Genomic DNA, 22,130 nt, shown 5'->3' with positions numbered 1-22,130 from the left:
CTGCTTTATTGCTGCTGCTTTTAGTGATTTGTCTCAACCCTATTCATTGCCTTCATTCATCTTAGCCGCGCTCATAGTACGCTGTCAGATGATTATAAAGATAACGGAGAAGCAACTTGAAAGATTTACTCGATATCATGCAAAGCCCTACCGGTAACGGTAACCATGAATTTGACAGTATTCAAATTACGTTGGCCTCACCTGATGTGATCAAATCATGGTCACATGGTGAAGTTAAAAAACCAGAAACGATTAACTATCGTACGTTTAAGCCTGAGCGTGACGGTCTGTTTTGTGCCAAAATCTTTGGCCCAGTAAAAGACTTTGAATGTTTATGCGGTAAATACAAACGCCGTAAGTTCCAAGGCGTTATCTGTGAAAAATGTGGCGTTGAAGTCACGACCGCTAAAGTACGCCGCGATCGTATGGGTCATATCGACCTAGCGAGTCCTGTTGCGCATATTTGGTTCTTAAAATCATTACCAAGCCGCATTGGTCTTTTGTTAGATATGACGCTTCGTGATATCGAACGCGTCCTATATTTTGAAAGCTATATCGTCACTGAGCCTGGTCTGACTTCTTTAGAGAAGTATCAGCTGCTTGATGATGAAGATTATTATAAAGCGCTTGAAGAATTTGGCGATGAGTTCACGGCCAAAATGGGTGCCGAAGCCGTTCAAGACCTATTAAAAGACATCGATTTAGATATCGAGATTGATGAGCTGCGTGAAGCCATTCCGCAAACGGGTTCTGAAACCAAGCTTAAAAAGATGTCTAAGCGTCTTAAATTATTAGAAGCATTCCGTGATTCTAATAACAAGCCTGAGTGGATGGTAATGAATATCTTACCAGTACTACCACCAGATTTGCGCCCGCTAGTACCGCTAGAAGGCGGCCGTTTTGCGACATCAGATCTAAACGATTTATATCGCCGCGTGATCAACCGTAACAACCGTCTAAAGCGTCTATTAGAGCTAAGTGCGCCTGATATCATCGTACGTAACGAAAAACGTATGTTGCAAGAGTCAGTCGATGCCTTGCTTGATAACGGTCGCCGTGGTCGTGCGATTACCGGTAGTAATAAGCGTCCATTGAAATCTTTGGCAGATATGATCAAAGGTAAGCAAGGCCGTTTCCGTCAAAACTTACTTGGTAAGCGTGTTGACTACTCTGGTCGTTCGGTCATCGTTGTAGGTCCGACCCTGCGTCTACATCAGTGTGGTCTACCAAAGAAAATGGCACTTGAGCTATTCAAGCCATTTACTTACAACAAACTACTGTCTCATGGTTTAGCGACAACGATTAAAGCCGCTAAAAAGATGGTAGAGCGTGAAGAGCCACAAGTGTGGGATATGCTGGCCATGGTTATCCGTGAGCATCCAGTACTACTAAACCGTGCGCCGACGCTTCACCGTTTGGGTCTACAAGCATTTGAGCCAGTATTGATTGAAGGTAAAGCGATTCAGCTACACCCTCTCGTTTGTACCGCGTTCAACGCTGACTTTGACGGTGACCAAATGGCGGTACACGTGCCATTGACCCTAGAAGCACAGCTTGAATCACGTGCGCTTATGATGTCGACCAACAATATCTTGTCGCCTGCCAACGGTGATCCAATCATCGTACCGTCACAAGACGTTGTACTTGGTTTGTATTACATCAGCCGTTCATCAATCAATGCCAAAGGCGAGGGCATGATCTTTGCCACCGTTAATGAAGCATTGCGTGCGATTGGCTCAAACGATTTGCATGTTAACGCTAAGATTAAAGTGCGTGTAACGGAAACTCATGTCGACGACGAAGGTAATGAGACCAAAGAAGTCAAGATGCAAGATACCGTTGCTGGCCGTCTACTTATCTGGAACATCATGCCTAAAGGTATGACGTTTGATGAGTGTAACCAAGAGATGACCAAGAAAAATATCTCTAAGTTGATCAACTCTTGCTACCGTAAAGTTGGCGTGAAAGAAAGTGTTATGTTCGCTGACCAATTGATGTACCTTGGTTTTGCACAAGCAACCTTATCTGGCGTGTCTATCGGTATCGATGACATGGTTATTCCACCGCTGAAAAAACAAATCATCGAAACCGCTGAAGCAGAAGTTCGCGAAATTGAAGATCAATTCGAGCAAGGTTTTGTGACCGCGGGTGAGCGTTATAATAAAGTCGTCGATATCTGGTCGCGTACCAATGATAAAGTCGCTAAAGCGATGATGGATAACTTGGCAACTGATAAAGTTATCAATGCCAAAGGTGAAGAAGACGAGCAGAAATCGTTCAACTCTATCTTTATCATGTCGGATTCTGGCGCTCGTGGTAGTGCCGCTCAGATTCGTCAGTTGGCAGGTATGCGTGGTTTGATGGCAAAACCGGATGGCTCAATTATTGAGACGCCGATTAAAGCCAACTTCCGCGAAGGTCTGACCGTACTGCAGTACTTTATTTCAACGCACGGTGCGCGTAAAGGTCTTGCCGATACCGCTCTAAAAACTGCGAACTCAGGTTACTTGACGCGCCGTTTGGTTGACGTAGCGCAAGATTTGGTTATCACTAGCGAAGATTGTGGTACTGAGGAAGGCTTGCTCATGAAGCCGCACATTCAAGGTGGCGAAATCATCGAGAAGCTCGGTGAGCTAGTCCTTGGTCGTGTGACCGCGCGTGATGTTACTTACAACGATGATGCGTCAAAAGTCTTGATTCCAGCAGGTACCTTGATCGATGAGTATTGGGTAAATGTTCTTGATAACAACGCGATTGATGATATCTGGGTACGTTCGGTCATCACGTGTGATATTGAGCATGGCGTTTGTTCACAGTGTTACGGTCGTGACCTTGCTCGTGGACATAAAGTCAATATCGGCGAGTCAGTCGGTGTTATGGCAGCGCAGTCTATCGGTGAACCAGGTACTCAGTTAACCATGCGTACGTTCCACGTTGGTGGGGCCGCAAGTTCTGCATCTGTAGACAATAGCATCTCGGCACGTAATGCGGGTCAAGTGCACTTTGAGAACATGAAAACGGTACAACATACCGATGGCCATTTGGTTATCGTATCGCGTTCAGCAGAATTGGCATTGACCGATGAGCTTGGCCGTGAGCGTGAGCGCTATAAAGTACCTTATGGTTCTAGCGTTCTTGTGAAAAACGAAGAGCAGGTCGAAGGTGGTCAAACCATCGCTAAATGGGATCCGCACACGCACCCAATTATCACAGAGTTCGCCGGTACCGCACGCTTTAGTGATATTGTTGATGGTTCGACAGCAACGGTTAAAGTTGATGATGCCACTGGTATGAGCTCGTTTGAAATCCTAGCGACTCGTGACCGTTCAAGTTCAGCCAAAGACTTACGTCCAGCGATTATCTTGAACACTGACGAAGGTAAAGAAGTGGTTTACTTCTTACCAGCTGAAACGATTATTCGTGTCAGCGATGGTGAGAAGGTTGCTGCAGGTTCTATCTTGGGCCGTGTACCACAAGCGTCTTCAGGAACCAAAGATATTACCGGTGGTCTACCACGAGTTGCTGACTTATTTGAAGCGCGTCGTCCGAAAGATCATGCCATCATGGCGGAAATGACCGGTGTCGTCAGCTTCGGTAAAGAGACCAAAGGTAAAAATCGCTTCATTATTACCAATGAAGATGGTGAAGTCCATGAAGAGCTAATCCCAAAATGGCGTCAGATCAACGTCTTTGAAAACGAGACGGTTGCTCGTGGTGAGATTATCGCTGATGGTCCACAAAACCCGCACGATATCTTACGTCTAAAAGGACAAACTGCGCTTGCTGATTATATCGTAAACGAAGTTCAGGACGTTTATCGCTTACAGGGCGTGAAAATCAACGACAAGCACATCGAAGTTATCATTCGTCAGATGCTGCGTAAAGTTGAAGTCACGGACGGTGGTGATTCAAGCTACTTTAAAGGTGATCAGGTCGAGTACGCTGATGTTAAAGCGTTAAATGCGAAACTGGAAGCGGAAGATAAATTCCCAGTTAAGTATGAGCGTCAATTGCTTGGTATTACCAAAGCAAGTCTGGCAACAGAAAGCTTTATCTCAGCGGCATCGTTCCAGGAGACAACCCGTGTCCTAACGGCAGCAGCTGTGACAGGTAAAGTCGATGAGCTACGCGGTCTAAAAGAGAACGTGGTGGTTGGTCGCTTGATTCCTGCTGGTACTGGTCTTGCTTATCATAAAGCCCGCAAAGAAAAAGCGGAGCAAAAACTGCAAGATAATGATTTGAATGCAGCGTTTGATATGTCTGCTAGTACCGATAGTACAGACTTTGCAAGCTTTGATGAAGCCTTTGCTCAAGAGCTTAACCAAGGTAATCATTAATCTAGATAACCTTTAGTTATTTTTCTCAATAAAAAAGCCAGCCTCAGTCGCTGGCTTTTTTATGGCTTTAAGAAAATAAATCAGGTAAATTATTTTCTTAGACAGTCACTTAAGAGAATCGTACATTGTCATACAGAGGCTTTTTAAATTATTATTAATAGATTTTGAGCGCGTTATAGAATGATATGACATTTTCAATGATGGTAGCCAATTAAACGATTCACTTCACTCAATTAACTCATAAACACATAAGGATAAGCGCATGGCAGGTAAGACTCGCGTTGCTAAATATCAAGCTGATCGCACCAATCAAAAATTATATTTTTGTCGTTTGGCCTGTCAAGCAGCTGCTAATACGAGCGATAAACAACTATACCAAGCGCACTGTGAAACCGCTATTTTTCATTTATACGGCGCCTATCTTGCTTTTATACAAGAGCTTGGAAATTTTTATGGTTTAACGATGACCGCGCCAACCTTAGCAGACATTGAAGAAGCATTAGGCGCCCGCACGCAAGTATCACCTGAAGTACAGCGCTTAGAGCAGCTTTTACAGCAAGGTTTTTTGGCTGATATAGAGCGTGCCTATCAGCGTTGTTTATATCCAGTGTTACCTGAGAATGTAATAGATGATAAGGTAATAGATGACAGGGCAGGTCGCGGCACAGCAGCGGCACCCGATCTGATTGTTAATGTCGTTACCTTATCAAATGAGTGGCTGCCAGATGAGGCGACCGTACGCGAATGGCGTCAGCAATTATTAGAGCTGATCGAACAACTGCGCGCGGGTATGGTTGAGTTTTAAATAACCTCTAGGCTTTTATACTCTGTTTAAGTAATAGGCTTTATTTTTATAAATAAGTGTTAATAAAAAAGGTCTGGCACAGTGAAATTGTGCCAGACCTTTTCTTTACATCTACACTAAAACTGCCACTTATTTATTCGGGCATCGGTGGCATACGCTCAACCGGCGTGGCTGATAAAGGTTTGTTTTGGGAATTACCGTTATCAGTACGACTTGGTTTTGGTTTTTCAGGAGCGGGTCGATTTTGAATCTGCTCTTCAGCTGACTCAGGAGTAGGTGGCTTACGTTGTTGGGTGGTGGTTTTGACTGGCTTTGCCGATTTGCCATCGTCGGTATCTTCATCTTCAAGCTCAGCTGCGCCTTCGTCCATCATTTCTATGATAGTCTGCTTCTGCTTTTTAGATTTGGCACGGTTATTGATAGCCACCCATTGATGAGGGGTGTTCTTTAACTGGGCTTTCATAAAGTCCATCCAAACAGGCAGCGCTGCCACACCGCCATATTCACGGCGTCCAAGCGTCGATGGCTGATCAAAGCCCATCCAAACGACAGTAGCATTGGTAGGATGGAACCCTGCAAACCATGCATCTTTTGCTTCATTCGTCGTTCCGGTTTTGCCACCAATGTCATCGCGTCCCAACGCTTTTGCCCTCACAGCCGTACCGCGCTGGATAACGTCGCGTAGAATATCGGCCATCTCAAAAGCCACTCGCGGTTTCAAAATACGCGGCGCTTGCTCAGCACGTAAATACTGCAAAACTGGCGCTTTTAGGCGATCCGAATCTGGACTTGCATCATAAACCTCTACATTAAGTGCTTTGCTATCTTTTACTGGACTGTCTTCTGTAGCATCAGAATCTGCACTATTTTCAGCTTTAATATCGTTCTCTGATTCTTTTGACGCCTTATTTTCTTCTTCTACTTTTGCTTCATAATCTTCGATAAGTTTTTTGTTGAGGTCGTCGAGCTGTTCATTAAAACATAGCGCGCATGCTTGTTGCGGGTTGGCTTGAAATAGCAGCTTATTATCATAATTATAAATTTGGTCGATAAAATAAGGCTGAATACGATGACCACCATTGGCAAAGGTGGCATAAGCCGTTGCCATTTGTAATGGGGTAGCTTGACCTGTGCCCAATGCTAACGACAAAGTGGTAGGCAGCTTTTCTTTATCGAGTCCAAACTCATCTAATAAATTACGTGCATCGGAGATACCAATGGCTTGTAGCAAGCGAATAGACACTAAGTTACGTGATAAATAAAGTCCACGGCGCAAGGTAATATCGCCTAAAAAACGTTGGTCAGAGTTTTTAGGTTTCCAGTCGCCTACTTGAATCGGACGGTCTGAAACAATACTATCTGGGCGGTAGCCTTTTTCTAGGGCCGCGGTATAAACCAGTGGTTTAATCGTTGAGCCGGGCTGGCGCCAGCCTTGTAGGGCGCGGTTAAATTTACTGTGATTAAAATCAAAACCGCCAACCAAGGCTCGTACCGCGCCTGTTTCAGGGTTTAAGGAAACCAAACTGCCTTGTACGTCTGGTATTTGACTCAATTGCCAACTGCCATTAGCGGCTGGTATCAAGCGCACGATGTCATTTTTACTAACAATCTGGCTGGCATTACTCGGAAAATAGCCAATACGGTCGGCAGAAATATATTTACGTGCCCAGCTCATGCCAGACCAATTGACGGTGACGCTTTCACCGGACTGCAGGATTGCTTCAAAACTGCGTGAGTTAACCTTAGTGACTTTCGCCGGCGACATATTGCTATAACGACGGAATTTTTCCAGCGGTTCACCGTTTGCTTCTGGTCCGCGCCAGCCATGACGATGCTCATAGGCCACAAGCCCCGTCAATATTGCTTTTTCTGCAGCTTTTTGCGCTTCACTATCAACGGTCAAACGCACGCGCCAACCGCCATTCATGACTTGTTCGCCATAGCGCTCGACCAAGGCAGAACGTGTCATCTCTGCCAAATACGGCATGTTCATATCAAGCTTTTCTTGATACAGGTTGATACCGATAGGGGCGTTGATGGCTTCGTCGTGCTGCGCCTTAGTGATATAACCAAGCTCATGCATACGGCCGATAATCCAGTTGCGGCGGGTGAGCGCACGACTAGGATTGGCGACAGGATTGTATTTAGAAGGGGCTTTTGGCAAACCTGCAAGCATAGCCATCTCGGCCACCGTCAGGTTATCAAGTGATTTACTATAGTATTTCTTGGCAGCAGCACGGATACCGTAAGCGCCTTCGCCTAGATAGATTTTATTGACATATAAAGTAAGAATGTCGTTTTTACTGAGCTCATCTTCTATTTTACGGGCCAAAAACAGCTCTGTTAATTTACGATTTAATGTACGTTCCGGGCTTAAGAAATAGTTTTTAGCGACCTGCATAGTGATGGTAGAGCCGCCGGTTTGACTTTCATCGTCGGTTACCACTTCGGTCACAGCGCGACCAAGTCCTTTAATGCTGATACCGCTATGCTGAAAAAATGTTGCATCTTCTGCCGCCAAAAAGGCATGGGTTAAGCCTTCAGGGATTTCGTCAAACGTAACCGGCAACGATAGACGATTGCCATACTGGCCAATTAGCTTATCGTCACTACTATAAATCTGTAAAGGCATCTCAAGATTGGCGGTTTTAATCTCTTGGGTACTGGGCAAGGTTGGCGCTAAATACATCGCCATACCATAAAAACCAATCGGTACAGCAAGCGCTAAAATAAGCGCTAACGCTAAGCAGGCAATGAAAAGCCCCACCAAAAAGTGAATGAGACGAGCGGTAGCATTTTTTTTGGTCATAATCAGGCTTATCAATTAAAATTTGCAACAGGTAGGAGATTATACCTTGAACAAAATAGGCAAGTAATAATAAATGTGTAATTGTGCCTTAATAGGTAATTTAAATGCTTGAATCTATCTATTAAGTAAAGTATTGTACTAAATTATTACAAATAACTATCAGAATGTACACTTAATATAAGGTATAGAGTTCGTGAGGCTATTTACTTCTAAAAGTCGGCATTTGATTGGCGTGGATATTTGCGCCACGTCAGTAAAGCTGGTCGACATTCAGCGCCAACAAGGTATCTTTCATTTAAAGTCTTACGGTATCGAAGCGCTACCAGAAGGCGTAGTCGTCGACAAACTCATCGTAGACACTGAAGCAGTGGGTAGTACTATAACAAGCCTAGCAAGGCGTTGCCAAGCTGCGGGCAGTAGTGCGGCAACTGCTGTATCAGGTTCTGCTGTGATTACCAAAATTATTGATATGGATATGGTGCTTAACGATGTGGAGCGTGAAGCACAGATTCGTTTGGATGCCGATCAATATATTCCTTATCCATTAGAAGATGTAAATTTAGATTTTGAAGTACTAGGGCCGTCACTGATAAACGATGATATGGTGCAAGTGCTCCTAGCGGCGTCGCGTTCAGAAAACGTCGACCAAAGAGTCGATGCGCTTACTTTTGGCGGTTTACAAACCAAAGTGATGGATATCGAATCGCATGCCATTGAGCGTGCTTTTGGATTAATGGCAGATAACTTGCCAAATGTACCAGACTTGGTCGCTTTAGTCGATATTGGTCATAATCAAACGACCTTATATATTGCTAAAAATGGTGAGTTTATATATAGTCGTGAACAATTATTTGGTGGTGCTCAGCTCACTGATGCGATTCAAAACCGTTATGGACTATCTGCTGAAGAAGCAACCATTAGCAAACGTGAACGCACTTTACCTGATGATTACTATCCTGAGGTTTTGACACCGTTTATCGAAAATACCATCCAGCAAATTACGCGCTCATTACAGTTTTACTTCTCATCTAGCCAATACAGCAGTATTGATCATGTCGTGCTAGCGGGTGGTAGCAGCTCTATTGCAGGGCTTGCCGGTATGGCGCAGCAACGATTGGGTGTCCCTGTCACTATCGCAAATCCGTTCATCAACATGACCATCGCTCCGCACATTGACAATGAGCAACTGGCGATTGATGCACCAAGCTTAATGGCCGCTTGCGGTCTTGCGTTAAGGAGCTTCGACTAATGGCTCGTATTAACTTATTGCCCTGGCGGCAAGAAGAGCGCGAACGCCGCAATAAAGAATTTATCACTTTGGTTGCCGCAGTAACTTTGTTAACTCTATTAGCGGCATTCGCCTCATGGAGCTATTTTAACAATGAACTCGATGAGCAATTGGATGCCAATGCGCTGATTGAGCAAGAAAACGTTCGCTTAGACAAAGCCTTGGTCGAGATTGATAGCTTAGAGCAGCGCCGTGAAGACATCATCTCACGCATGCAGGTTATCCAAGATTTACAAGGACGACGCCCAGTTCCAGTCCGTATATGGGATGATCTTGCCAAAGCAATACCGCCCGCGCTGTATTTAACCAATTTAAAACGCGAAAGCGATGTGCTGACGTTGACAGGCCTTGCTGACAATCCAAATATCGTCTCTAGCTTGATTCGTAATCTTGATAGCAGTAAGTGGATGGGTAATTCAGCTGTCAGCAACATCCAACAAAATATCAGCGCTTATCAAGCCGCGCCCGCCTTAGAAAATACGGTAACCACTGGAGAGCAGTCGCGCCCGGTTTATCCTGAAGACAGCTATGTTCAGTTTGTTGTCACGACTAAAGTACAGTCAGAAACAGCAGAAGAGATTGAGGTTAACGCTGCGTCTGGAGGTGAGTTATGAAACTGATTCGAAAAAAGAGCTTGGTTAAAACCAAGAAAGAGGCGCTAAGTACAAAAAAGCAGTTTGACTTAAATGAGTTTCGCCGCAGTTTCGAATCATTAGACAGCGAAAACTACGGCAGCTGGCCGCTTCCTGTCAAAGTCACCGTGATTGGATTTATTATTGCTTTGATTGCAGCACTATCTTGGGCGCTGCCAATCAGCAGCAAAATTGATGAAATTAATGCGGCTGAAAGTCAGCAGCAAACTTTACTTGATAGCTACCGCGAAAAAGAATCGCGTGCACGTCATTTAAAAGCCTATCAAGCGCAAGTGATTCAAATGGAAACTGAGTTTAATACTTTACTCGATCAACTCCCAAAAGATACCCGCGTATCAGAGCTGGTCGAAGGTATCAATATGACGGGCGTTGGCAGTAACATTCGTTTTCAAGATATCTCTGTTGAGCCTGAAATTGAAAATGAGTTTTTTATTGAGCAGCCTATTCGTATCGCTGCCTTAGGAGAATACCATCAGTTTGGTAGCTTTATCAGTGGTCTTGCTGCCTTGCCGCGTATTATTACCATGCATGATTTTGAAGTCAGTAATCCACAGCCAACTCTAGATGTATTGCCTGAGCTCAATCTTGTGCTACAAACCAAAACCTATCGCTCAAAAGAAGCCGCTCCTGAAGGTGAAGAAACCACTGCACCAGATGCTGCTACTACTGATGCTGCAGGAGGCAACTAATGCGTAACCAAAAACTGCCCATGCTGCTGATTTTAAGCGCGACTGTTTTGTCAATGACCGGTTGTACTGACCGTATTGGCATGGCAGAGCAGGCGATGACTGCTATTCGTAATCAGCCAGCACAGCCGATTGAGCCGCCGCCCAAAGCTGAGCTGGTAGAAGATTTTGTTTATAGTGCCAGTACGCAACGCAGCCCATTTTTGCCGCCAAGCTTAGTAAATGTCCAAGGCCCTGCCACCTCTATTGATGGTGTGCGCCCTGATATAACCCGAGTGAAAGAACCACTTGAACAATATGAGCTATCGCAACTCGTCTTTCGCGGCGTCGTTATTTCACCTGAAGGTCAGCAATATGCTTTAGTACAGCGTCCTGACGGTTCGGTTGCGAGCGTAAGAGTCGGTAATTATCTTGGCTTAAATGACGGCCGTATTGTTGAAATCACGCCGACCCAGATTAACTTGATCGAAATTGTGCCAGACAGCCGCGCTGGGTTTGTTGAAAAACCCCAGTCGCTGGTCTCCCCTATAAGCTAAGTCGGCAGATTTTTTGAGGAATATATAATGACAGTACGCAACAACAAGGTAATGACGATGAGCGACCGCGTATCTTCTAGTTTTGCCATCTCTGTATTGGCAATGAGTATGGTAGCAATAAGTAGCAGTGCTCATGCTGAGCAGCGTATCAATAACGTCTCTGTGGTACAAACAGCGCCAGCGGTTACCCAAATGCGCTTAGGGTTTGCCGGTAAGCCAGTATTACCTGCTGCCTATCAGCTTGATAATCCAAGCCGTTTGGTATTAGATTTTGAACAAGTGCAAAATGGGCTTGCCAGCCGTTTTAGTGAATATAATGTTGGTATGATCAACGATGTCACCACTCTAAATAGTGACAATACCACGCGTCTGATCGTCGGTCTCAAACAAGCGGGCAATTATACTACCGCTATTGAGGGCAATAATTTGCTGCTAACCATCAGCGACCCTAGTCGTCCGGTAGTTAATCAAGTAGTTACCAATGACCCAGTCCAAGACGTATTAAATGGCAACGCAGCTATCACCACTACTGCGGTAGTGACGCCAATTGTTGAGAGCAGTAGCGTTGCCGTTGCGCCAATTAAAACCAGAGTAGTAAAAAATCAAGCAGTTGCAACACAGGCACCTGCTGACACTATGGTAGTGCGCGTCAATCCTTTATTAAGCCCACAGCTTGCCGCCTCACAAGTGAGTAAGCAATATAGTTATGATGGTTTAACGGCGGTTAATTTCACCAAAGGCAATGACGGCGGCGGTAACGTTAGCATTGCGCTCGCTAACGAAGCTATTCCAGTAGACGTGCAGCGCCAAGGTAATAAATTGGTCGTTCGTTTAACGGGTAGCACGGTACCGAGAAACTTGTTGCGCCGCTTGAATGTGAATAGCGGTCTGGTTGATAGTATTGATACCAAGAATCAAGGGCAAAATGGTGTGATCACTATTAATGTCAAAGAAGATTTTGAATATCAGGCTTACCAATCAGGCAATCAATTAAACATCAATATCAGAAAGCCTGAGCTACTACGCGAGCCAACATTAGAAGAAAAAGTCTATACCGGCGAAGCATTATCGATGGAGTTTCAAGACGTCGAAATCCGTAGTGTTTTAGATATATTGGCCCAGTTTACAGAAATGAATATTGTGGCGAGTGACTCGGTGGCGGGCAACATCACTTTGCGCTTGATTAATGTTCCTTGGGATCAAGCGTTAGATATCATTCTAAAAAGTAAGAATCTTGGCAAACGTGAAAACGGTAATGTGATTTTGGTCGCACCTTCGACTGAGCTTGCAGAACAAGAAGCGCGTGAGCTTGAAGCGCAGCAAGCGGTTGAGTCTTATGCACCGCTACGTACAGAATACATTCGCTTAAGCTATGCTAAAGCGGCTGATGTGTTGACGCTGATCTCTCAAGGTAGTGGTTCATCAGGTGGCAGCGGTACTGGCAACGCAAACTCTGTTGATAACAATACCTTATTGTCTAACCGTGGTACGGTAACGGTTGATGAGCGTACCAATACCTTGATTATCAAAGACGTTGCTGAAAGCATCGAGAATATTCATAAGCTGATTGGTAAAATTGATATTCCAGTCCGTCAGGTCATGATTGAAGCGCGTATCGTTAGCGCAACCGATAGCTTTAGTAAAGAGATTGGCGTGCGTTGGGGTATTTTATCAAACGGCGCTGCCAATAACCGTAACTTGCTGGTCGGTGGTAGCAATCAGACGCTATGGGACTTGAAAGACTTTGATGTAGAGACGACGACCGTCAATGGTCAAACAGTTTCTTATCCTAAATATGACATCAGCCGTCCTGATAACTTAAACGTGGATTTAGGGGTTGCCAACCCAGCGGGTAGGATTGCTTTTGGACTGCTTAGCATGTCAGATGTGATGCTCGATCTTGAACTATCGGCCCTACAAGCAGATAACCGCGGTGAGGTGATTTCGACGCCAAAGATTTTGACTGCTGATAAACAAACGGCAAAAGTATCTTCTGGTACGCAAATTCCTTATCAAGAAGCCTCGGCCAGTGGCGCGACCACGACCAGCTTTAAAGAAGCGGCATTGAGCTTGGAAGCCACGCCAAACATTACCCCAGACGGTAAAATTGGTTTGCAGCTGCTTATCACCAATGGCACACCGACTATTATTAACAATCAGGTCGCGATTGCTGAAGATTCTATTTCAACCAATGTGATTGTGGAAGATGGGCAAACCGTTGTACTGGGCGGGGTATTTAAAAACCGTAAAAGCAATGGGGTCGATAAAGTACCTTTCTTAGGCGACTTACCTTATGTTGGTCGTGCGTTCCGCAAGGATGTACGTAACAATGCCAAAGAAGAGCTATTGATCTTTGTCACGCCAAAATTGATTAATGATGGTACCAGTCGCCTAAATTAATCTAGCGTTTCATTGTTTCATAATAAAAAAAAGCAAGCAGCAACGCTTGCTTTTTTTATGGCTGATTTTCGTAATTGCTTAGATTTTACTGACAATAATCAATACACGTTACTAGCCAGAATATCCATGACGTTGTATCATACCTAATTTAGCTGAGTGCGTATTATGGTTGAGGAATTACCGTCGGTATTTCTAGTGGGGCCGATGGGAGCGGGAAAGACCACCATTGGCAGATTGCTTGCTAAGCAGTTAGGACGCTCGTTTGTAGACAGTGATTGGTATATTGAGTCACAAACCGGCGCAGATATTGCTTGGATATTCGCCAAAGAAGGCGAAGCGGGCTTTCGCGAACGGGAGACGCGCGCCATTGATGAGCTGACGCAGCAAACACAAATTGTCTTAGCAACCGGCGGCGGTGCGGTAATGGCCCCTGAAAACCGAGCATTTCTTCATGAACGTGGTATCGTCGTCTATCTCAATGCGCCAGTAGACGTGCAAATGGCGCGTACGGCCAAAGATAAGTCGCGACCACTATTACAGCAGCCCAACCCTAGGAAGGTATTGCAAGATTTATACAGCGCCCGCGACCCCTTATATCGGCAAGTGGCGCATATTATTATGCCGACCGGCCATACCTATCCTCGCCATATGGTCAATCAGTTATTGCAGCAATTAGACGCATTTTGTGCCTCAACTTCTATTAGCTCAGCACATCAAGAAGATCAATAAGAAAAAGTTTAATAAACAACGCCGCTCAATTTAATTCAATCCTCATACTTAAGGAGATTTTCATGGCAACGCCACTGTTTCATGCCAACTTAACAGTACAGACGAAAAGTCATGATTACCCTATTATTATTACTGAAGATAGTAATGCCATTAGTCCTAAAAAAAGCAGCATGGCAAGTCAAATCGCGCCTTATATTACCGGTCATCAAGTCCTTATCGTCACCAATGAGACGGTTGCGCCTTTATATTTAAAGGCTCTACAGGATGAGCTTGAAGCGCAGTTTACGGTCAAGGTTTGTGTGCTGCCAGATGGTGAGCAGTATAAAAACCAGACCAGTATTAACCAGATCTATGATGCGCTGATGGCAGAGCATTTTAACCGTGATGTGACCTTAATCGCGCTTGGTGGCGGCGTGGTCGGCGACATGACAGGATTTGCCGCGGCAAGCTTTATGCGTGGGGTCAATTTTATTCAAATCCCAACCACTCTGTTATCACAGGTGGATTCGAGCGTCGGCGGCAAGACCGGCATCAATCATCCGCAAGGTAAAAACATGATTGGCGCATTTTGGCAGCCGCAAATGGTGCTTGCCGATATGAGCACGCTAAAAACCTTACCCGCGCGTGAGCTATCGGCAGGCTTGGCAGAAGTCATCAAGTACGCGCTGATTATGGATGCAGAGTTTTTGACGTGGCTTGAGCACAATCTACCAGCGATGATGGCGTTAGATTTAGCCGTACTTGGCGAGGCAGTGAACCGCTGCTGTCAATATAAAGCCGATATCGTCGCCCAAGACGAAAGAGAGTCCGGCGTACGCGCTTTGTTAAACTTCGGTCATACTTTTGGCCATGTGATTGAGACCCATGAAGGCTATGGTAATTGGCTACATGGTGAGGCGGTCGCGGCCGGTATGGTGCAAGCAGCTGAGCTGTCGCAAAAGCTTGGTTGGTTAACGAGTAATGATGTTGCTCGTATTAAACGCGTACTCACCTTGGCAGATTTGCCGATTACGCCGCCCGCTATTGACTTACAAACGGCATTAGGTTTGATGGGTCATGATAAAAAAGTCAAACACGGACAAATCCGCCTTATTTTGTTAAAATCATTAGGTAAAGCGGTATTGACCAATGATTTTGATGCCAAGCTTTTGATCGAAGTTTTGTCGCAGCATCAATAGTACAAGCTCGTGAAGTATTCAGTAGGTAAGTAGCACGTTTAATTTATCAGTTAATATATAATCGTTAAACGCTTAAAATAATCATTTTAACCATTATTTTTTTAAGACCATTATTATATAAAACTCTTTTATAAACCCCACTCTCAACTTATTTTTCTAAGGTATTGGTTTACTTAGTTTTTAAAATTTCAGTTAAAACAATTAGAATTTTAAATTCTATAAAAATCAAAAGCCTACGATAAGTTGGGATTAGCGTTTTATAAGTATCTTTTTATAAGTACCCTTTTCCAAGGACCTCTCCATGGCAGCATCACGCTCGACGACTCGCACAGCTGGGCAGAAATATCGCCGTCAAGCACTGATCTGGCTGATAGCAACCCTGCTATTGGGCGTGTTTACCGCCTTAGTTTGGATGTTTAGCCAAACGCCAGCGATGGGTGCTAAGATTGAGAATGAGCCAATTTCAGCGCCACAAACCTCAACCGCTGAGCTTGAGCAGCCGCTAAAGATAGAGTCTTTGCATGAGCTCGATACAGACGTGCAGCCGATTAGTTTTGATACCACGGTTAAAGACTTACGCAGCTATCCTGATGAGTTTAAAGACAAGCGTTATCTGCTCGCTAACAAAGGCAAGTGGACAGTGCAGGTGATGAATGTCGCTGAAAATGATGTCATTGTCAGCTATTTAGAAAGCCGAGAAGATCGCGATAAGTTCGCTTATTTCCGCTACCTCGATGAAAACAATCAAGTACGTTATATGCTGACTTATGGGCTGATGAGCAGTCCACAAGAAGCGGTTGGCGCGGCTAAGCTAATAGACTTTAAGCTGCCTGCTAATGTGCGTGTGTTGCCAGAAGAGATCAATCGCTACGTCAGTATTATCGATAATTATGAACGTCCTGATCCCGTCAAGGACTTAAGCACCAAACGCACGCGCGCTGTCAATTTGCGCCCAACCAAACGCGAAGTGCCGGTGCGTCAGAAAGCACCAGCTAACGATAGTGTCAACGAGCAAGCAGCAAGTAATGCCAATCGCGGCGCCCAAGAAGGGACGAATAATAGCACTGCTGAAAGTATTCGTCAGTCAGTCGATACCTCTGAGACCTTATCTGTCAATGAAGAGCGTACGGTCGGTATCGAAGAGCAGACAACGACTGCACCAACACCAAAAAATGCAGATAATAGCCGAAAATCTGAAGCAAGTAACAATAATGAACCGAAAAAACCATCCGTGGTTGAAGCGCCTAAACCGCCGAATACGAATGCAAACAGCAATGCGGCTAATAAGAACGCCAATTCCAATGCGGCTAATAAAAATGCCAACGCTAATGCCGGTACTAATAACAATGCCTCAAAAAATAACGCCTCAAAGAACAACAATGACAGCATCAAAGAGCTTATTGAGGAAAAAAGTAACTAACTTCACCGAGCATACCGTTTTATAAACGCTCCTGTCGTATTTTATGGCAGGGGCTTTTTCGTGAACGATTTATTTACTATTAAAAAAGCTTAGTAACGCTTATAAAAGCGGCTTTGAATAAGTAATTATTCTCAATAGTTAGTCGTTAATACGACATTGATAATATATTTTTTTACAAAAACTAGAGTATGAGTTGATAGAAAAGACTAGATTTTTTAATCATCATTAACTAAGATAACTGAGGGCGACGTTCTGTATAGTTATCGTAAATTGTTATTTCATACCTCGATATGGTCGTTTCAAGCGCTGCTACTTGCTACCTATTTAAGCTTATCGCAAGTGGCGCAACTCCTCATTTTATCCCGATTGGGATTGTTAAGGCGCTTGAATGTAGAGCGTCTGATATTCATATTTGACGGCGGTTTAACCTATTCATCGCCAATTTATCCATAACTTTCTTATCAGCTGCTTTGCTTATTGTCCATTGGAGGGGTTAAGGCGTCACCGTTTTTATTAACGTTTACGCCGCTCATATTGAGTTTTTAACCGTTAAAACAGACATAAAAGTAAGTAGAGTCCGATAAGAATTTAGGTATAGATGTCTTAGCGGTAACGTTAAATCAATCGCTGTGATGGTTATAAAATAAAGAGAGTCGTGATAAGTATTTTTATCACCCTCAAAACGCTTGCACTATTTTCTCCGCTTGCGCTTTATTAATCCGCTTATGTGAATATATTTAGCCCGTTCTGCCCGCGGAGTTTGGTTGCTACTTCATATTGAAAGTATAGGCCGTCCGCTCACTCAAAAGGACAAGCTATGTCAATGATTTCCTCCTTTACGCATTTGGCGACCCCAGATGACTTCTCTGATAACTGCGGCTTTGGTTTGATAGCTCATATCGAGGGCCAAGCCAGTCACGATTTGGTAAAAACAGCCATTCATAGTCTAAGCTGTATGACCCATCGCGGCGGCGTTGCCGCTGATGGTAAGACTGGCGATGGCTGCGGTTTATTGCTGGCAACGCCGACGGTATTTTTTAGCGATATCGCCGCTGAGCAAGGCTTTACCCTGACAGCCGATTTTGCCGTTGGCATGGTGTTTGTCAGTTTGGATGAGACAAAAGCGCAGTATAGTCAGCAGGTGCTTAATGAAGAGATTGCCGCCCAAGGGTTAGCAGTGGCGGGCTGGCGCGATGTGCCGCTTGATTTAAGTATCGTTGGTGAGATTGGGCGTCAGACATTACCTGGTTTTCAGCAGATATTTGTCAATGCACCAGACGAGATAGCGGCCGATGACTTTAACCGCAAATTATTTGTCGCCCGTAAAAAAGCTGAACAGCGTCTGCATGATGACGAGTTATTTTATGTTTGTTCATTAAACTGTCAGACCATTATCTATAAAGGTTTGGTCATGCCATCAGACCTGCCAGCGTTCTTTTTAGACTTACAAGATACGCGTTTGGCCTCGCATATCGTGGTCTTCCATCAGCGTTTTTCAACCAATACCTTGCCGCGTTGGCCCCTAGCACAGCCTTTTCGCTATCTGGCGCACAATGGTGAGCTTAATACCATCACCGGCAACCGTAGCTGGTCTGAAGCGCGCACGCCAAAATTAAAATCTGATAAATTGCCCAATTTAAGCGAACTAACGCCATTGGTTAATAGCACCGGCTCAGACTCATCAAGCTTAGATAATATGCTAGAGGTGCTGATGTCGGGCGGTATGAGTTTATTCCACTCGATGTCGATTCTAGTACCACCCGCTTGGCAAAATGTCGATAGCATGGATATGGACTTGCGCGCGTTTTATGAGTTTTACTCGCAGCATATGGAGGCGTGGGACGGCCCAGCAGGGCTAGTGATTCAAGACGGTCGCTATGCGGTCTGTATGCTTGACCGTAATGGTCTGCGGCCGTCGCGTTGGGTGACCACCAAGAACGGCTATATCACGGTAGCCTCAGAAGTCGGCGTTTGGGATTATGCGCCAAAAGATGTGCTTGCTAAAGGGCGCGTTGGGCCCGGTCAGATGTTAGTTATCGATACCATGACTGGTCAAATTATGGATACCAAAGCGATTGCGACGTTACTGAAAAAAGCACATCCGTATCGTAAATGGCTGCGCGAAGAAGCGACGCGTATTCGTGATGATGAGCGCTTAGAAGAAATGCTTGCCGCCCAAGCCTGCCGCGGTGAGCCGCTAAAAGCTTTGCAAAAAATGTATCACATCACCAATGAAGAGCGTACAGAAATCATCCGTCCTAATGCCGAAAACGCGCAAGAGCCAGTTGGTTCGATGGGTGATGATACGCCAATGGCTGTGCTGTCGCAGCAAATACGTCATGTCGGTGACTTTTTCCGCCAGCAGTTTGCGCAGGTGACCAATCCACCGATTGACCCATTGCGCGAGTCCATTGTGATGTCGCTACAGACGTGTCTTGGTGCTGAGACCAATGTGTTTGCACCATCAGCACGTGACGCGCATCGTATTATCTTATCGTCGCCGGTTTTATCAGCCAGTAAAATGCAGCAGCTTGAAAACTTGGCTGATCCGGCGTTTCAAATGGCGCGTATCGACTTAAACTGCGATGCCAATCTTGAGCTAGCAGCCGCCATCAAAGCCATCTGTGAGCAAGTGGCAAGCAGCATTCGTGCGGGTTTTACTTTGATTGTGTTGTCTGATAAGAATATCGCCGCCGACAAACTACCGGCCAACGCCATTATGGTCACTGGTGCGGTGCATCATTATCTGATTGCCCAAGGTATTCGTACCGATGCCAATTTAATTATCGAGACTGGTCTGGCACGCGATTCACATCAAGTGGCGGTACTGATTGGCTTTGGTGCGACCTGTGTGTATCCGTATCTTGCTTATGATGTCATCGATGATTTGGTTGCGACGGGTGAGCTGCTTGGTGATCCGATTCAAGCGCGGGTCAATTTCCGTAAAGGCTTGGATAAAGGTCTGCTGAAGATTTTATCAAAAATGGGTATCTCTACCATTGTCTCGTATCGCGGCGCGCAGTTATTTGAAGCGGTTGGTCTTTCTGAAGAAGTCGTTAACTTATGTTTTAAAGGCGTGCAAAGTCGTATTAAAGGTGCAACCTTTGCCGATTTGGCAGCAGATCAAGCGCAGCTCGCGGCTAACGCCTTTAAGCGTCGTGCACCACTTGATCAAGGTGGCTTATTAAAATTTGTCTTTAATAAAGAATACCATGCCTTTAACCCTGATGTGATTAATAGTCTACATATGGCAGTACGAACTGGTAATTATGACAATTACCGTCAGTATGCAGAAATCGTCAATAGCCGTCCGGTCGCCACTTTGCGAGATTTATTACAGCTTAAAACCGACAATCCGCTTGAAGTAGACGAGGTTGAAGATATCTCGGCCATTTTGTCGCGTTTTGACTCTGCAGGCATGTCGTTAGGCGCATTGTCGCCAGAAGCGCATGAAGCCATCGCTATTGCTATGAATACCATTGGCGGTCGCTCAAACTCAGGTGAGGGCGGTGAAGACCCTGTCCGTTACGGCACCTTGCGCAACTCAAAAATCAAGCAAATCGCTTCTGGTCGTTTTGGGGTCACACCTGCCTATTTGCGCTCAGCAGAGGTTATGCAGATCAAGGTTGCTCAAGGGGCAAAACCGGGTGAAGGTGGTCAGCTGCCAGGCGGTAAGGTCAATGCTTTGATTGCGCGACTGCGTTATTCAGTGCCGGGTGTGACGCTCATATCACCGCCGCCGCATCATGATATTTATTCGATTGAGGATCTGGCGCAGCTTATTTTTGATCTCAAGCAAGTCAATCCTGATGCCTTAGTTTCGGTCAAGTTAGTCTCGCGTCCAGGCGTTGGTACGATTGCGACGGGTGTGGCAAAAGCTTACGCTGATTTGATTACCATCTCAGGTTATGACGGCGGTACGGCAGCATCGCCACTTTCGTCCATCCATCATGCTGGCTCGCCGTGGGAGCTGGGGCTTGCTGAAACGCATCAATCGCTACGGGTCAACGGCTTGCGTGATAAAGTTCGTATTCAAACCGATGGCGGTCTAAAAACCGGTCTTGATGTGGTCAAAGCCGCAATTCTGGGGGCAGAAAGCTTTGGTTTTGGCACCACGCCGATGATTGCCGTTGGCTGTAAATACTTGCGGATTTGCCATCTTAATAACTGTCCGACCGGCGTTGCCACCCAAAAAGCCCAGCTACGTGATGAGCATTTCATCGGTGAAGCGGAAATGCTGATTAACTTCTTTAAATTTGTCGCAACCGAAACGCGAGAATGGCTTGCCGCTCTTGGCGTGCGCAATATGGAAGAGCTGGTCGGACGTACTGACTTGCTTGACGTGTTAGAAGGTAATACCGATAAGCAGCGGCATTTGGATTTAACGCCGTTATTGTTTAGTCATCCAGCGAGTAGTGGCAAAGCGCAAACTTGTCAGGTGGCGCGCAATGAGCCGTTTGATAAAGGCTTACTTGCTGAGCAAATGATTAACGATATGCTGCTGAGTATCCGTCAAGGTAACGGCGGCGATTTCAGCTATGCCATCGGCAACTGTGATCGTTCTATTGGCGCGCGTATCTCTGGCGAGATTGCGCAGGTCTGGGGCAACCTTGGCATGAGTGATAGGCCCATTAAGCTGCATCTAAACGGCACCGCAGGTCAGAGTTTGGGGGTCTGGAATGCAGGCGGTTTGCATATTGAGCTAGAAGGCGATGCCAATGACTATGTTGGTAAAGGCATGGCGGGCGGTGAGATTGTCATTTATCCACCGCAAGATTCAAGTTTCACCACGCATGAAACCGCCATTATCGGCAATACTTGTTTGTATGGCGCAACTGGTGGCAAGTTGTATGCGGCGGGTACAGCAGGTGAGCGTTTCGGCGTACGTAATTCGGGCGCTCATGCGGTCATCGAAGGCACGGGCGACCATTGCTGCGAGTATATGACCGGCGGCATCATTACTGTCCTTGGGCGTACGGGGCTGAATTTCGGCGCAGGCATGACCGGCGGCTTTGCCTATGTCCTCGATATGGATGGTGACTTTTTTGACCGCTGTAATCATGAACTGATTGATTTAAACCGTATCTCAAGCGAGCAAATGGAAGGTCATCGTATTTACTTGCAACAAGTGATTGAAACCCATGTTGATAAAACGGGCAGTGCGTGGGGACAAACCATCTTAGCGGACTTTGAGCATTACGCGCGTAAGTTCTATTTGGTGAAACCCAAAGCGGCAAACGTTGCGACCCTGCTTAAAACCACGACGGCTGACCCACAATAAGTGAGACA

Annotated in this window: 12 protein-coding genes; 11 read left to right on the top strand and 1 reads right to left on the bottom strand. The window is 45.4% G+C overall.

Annotated features, from left to right (window positions below):
- Positions 1-116 precede the first annotated feature (116 nt).
- Both rpoC and JMX70_RS03665 read left to right on the top strand, forming a co-directional pair.
- Positions 117-4,337, top strand: coding sequence for a DNA-directed RNA polymerase subunit beta' (gene rpoC, locus JMX70_RS03670; protein ID WP_102077692.1), 4,221 nt, complete (start codon positions 117-119; stop codon positions 4,335-4,337).
- A 262-nt stretch (positions 4,338-4,599) separates the two neighbouring features.
- Positions 4,600-5,142 (top strand): DUF6586 family protein, encoded by a 543-nt coding sequence (locus JMX70_RS03665; protein WP_201589598.1) that lies wholly within the window; start codon positions 4,600-4,602, stop codon positions 5,140-5,142.
- Positions 5,143-5,275: 133 nt separating this feature from the next.
- Here JMX70_RS03665 and JMX70_RS03660 read toward each other — a convergent pair whose 3' ends face one another.
- Positions 5,276-7,951: a penicillin-binding protein 1A gene (locus tag JMX70_RS03660; protein ID WP_201589596.1), complete on the bottom strand. Its 2,676-nt coding sequence runs from the start codon at positions 7,949-7,951 to the stop codon at positions 5,276-5,278.
- Positions 7,952-8,144: 193 nt separating this feature from the next.
- Here JMX70_RS03660 and JMX70_RS03655 point away from each other — a divergent pair, with 193 nt between their 5' ends.
- From JMX70_RS03655 to gltB, 9 genes are all read left to right on the top strand, one after another.
- The gene (locus JMX70_RS03655) at positions 8,145-9,200 is read left to right on the top strand and encodes a pilus assembly protein PilM (RefSeq protein ID WP_201589594.1); all 1,056 of its coding nucleotides are present in this window, start codon (positions 8,145-8,147) and stop codon (positions 9,198-9,200) included.
- Positions 9,200-9,853, top strand: a complete 654-nt coding sequence (locus JMX70_RS03650) for a PilN domain-containing protein (RefSeq protein ID WP_201589592.1) — start codon at positions 9,200-9,202, stop codon at positions 9,851-9,853. The genes JMX70_RS03655 and JMX70_RS03650 overlap by 1 nt, the downstream gene beginning before the upstream one ends.
- Entirely contained in the window at positions 9,850-10,581 is a 732-nt protein-coding gene (gene pilO / locus JMX70_RS03645) for a type IV pilus inner membrane component PilO (RefSeq protein ID WP_201589590.1), read from the top strand. Before JMX70_RS03650 ends, pilO begins: the two co-directional genes overlap by 4 nt.
- Positions 10,581-11,114, top strand: a complete 534-nt coding sequence (locus JMX70_RS03640; protein WP_201589587.1) for a pilus assembly protein PilP — start codon at positions 10,581-10,583, stop codon at positions 11,112-11,114. Before pilO ends, JMX70_RS03640 begins: the two co-directional genes overlap by 1 nt.
- Before the next feature lie 27 nt (positions 11,115-11,141).
- Positions 11,142-13,514, top strand: coding sequence for a type IV pilus secretin PilQ (gene pilQ / locus JMX70_RS03635; RefSeq protein ID WP_201589584.1), 2,373 nt, complete (start codon positions 11,142-11,144; stop codon positions 13,512-13,514).
- Positions 13,515-13,679: 165 nt separating this feature from the next.
- Positions 13,680-14,243 (top strand): shikimate kinase AroK, encoded by a 564-nt coding sequence (aroK, locus tag JMX70_RS03630; RefSeq protein WP_201589581.1) that lies wholly within the window; start codon positions 13,680-13,682, stop codon positions 14,241-14,243.
- A 62-nt stretch (positions 14,244-14,305) separates the two neighbouring features.
- Positions 14,306-15,421, top strand: coding sequence for a 3-dehydroquinate synthase (aroB, locus tag JMX70_RS03625; RefSeq protein ID WP_201589579.1), 1,116 nt, complete (start codon positions 14,306-14,308; stop codon positions 15,419-15,421).
- Positions 15,422-15,722: 301 nt separating this feature from the next.
- On the top strand, positions 15,723-16,841 hold the full coding sequence (locus JMX70_RS03620; RefSeq protein ID WP_201589577.1) for a hypothetical protein: 1,119 nt from the start codon (positions 15,723-15,725) through the stop codon (positions 16,839-16,841).
- Between the two features lie 817 nt (positions 16,842-17,658).
- A complete protein-coding gene (gene gltB, locus JMX70_RS03615) occupies positions 17,659-22,122 on the top strand; it encodes a glutamate synthase large subunit (protein WP_201589575.1) in 4,464 nt (1,487 codons plus the stop codon).
- Positions 22,123-22,130: the final 8 nt, after the last annotated feature.

Origin of the sequence: Psychrobacter pulmonis (assembly GCF_904846465.1) — a bacterium.
Taxonomy (GTDB): domain Bacteria; phylum Pseudomonadota; class Gammaproteobacteria; order Pseudomonadales; family Moraxellaceae; genus Psychrobacter; species Psychrobacter faecalis.
Note: the sequence above shows the minus strand (reverse complement) of the source record. Positions and strands in the feature narration are given on the sequence as shown.

What these genes read in the sequence shown, in the direction of transcription:
- JMX70_RS03665 (WP_201589598.1), top strand. Translation starts at nt 4,600, where the DNA reads ATGGCAGGTAAGACTCGCGTTGCTAAATATCAAGCTGATCGCACCAAT.
- JMX70_RS03660 (WP_201589596.1), bottom strand. Translation starts at nt 7,951, where the DNA reads ATGACCAAAAAAAATGCTACCGCTCGTCTCATTCACTTTTTGGTGGGG.
- JMX70_RS03650 (WP_201589592.1), top strand. Translation starts at nt 9,200, where the DNA reads ATGGCTCGTATTAACTTATTGCCCTGGCGGCAAGAAGAGCGCGAACGC.
- pilO (WP_201589590.1), top strand. Translation starts at nt 9,850, where the DNA reads ATGAAACTGATTCGAAAAAAGAGCTTGGTTAAAACCAAGAAAGAGGCG.
- JMX70_RS03640 (WP_201589587.1), top strand. Translation starts at nt 10,581, where the DNA reads ATGCGTAACCAAAAACTGCCCATGCTGCTGATTTTAAGCGCGACTGTT.
- pilQ (WP_201589584.1), top strand. Translation starts at nt 11,142, where the DNA reads ATGACAGTACGCAACAACAAGGTAATGACGATGAGCGACCGCGTATCT.
- aroK (WP_201589581.1), top strand. Translation starts at nt 13,680, where the DNA reads ATGGTTGAGGAATTACCGTCGGTATTTCTAGTGGGGCCGATGGGAGCG.
- aroB (WP_201589579.1), top strand. Translation starts at nt 14,306, where the DNA reads ATGGCAACGCCACTGTTTCATGCCAACTTAACAGTACAGACGAAAAGT.
- JMX70_RS03620 (WP_201589577.1), top strand. Translation starts at nt 15,723, where the DNA reads ATGGCAGCATCACGCTCGACGACTCGCACAGCTGGGCAGAAATATCGC.
- gltB (WP_201589575.1), top strand. Translation starts at nt 17,659, where the DNA reads ATGTCAATGATTTCCTCCTTTACGCATTTGGCGACCCCAGATGACTTC.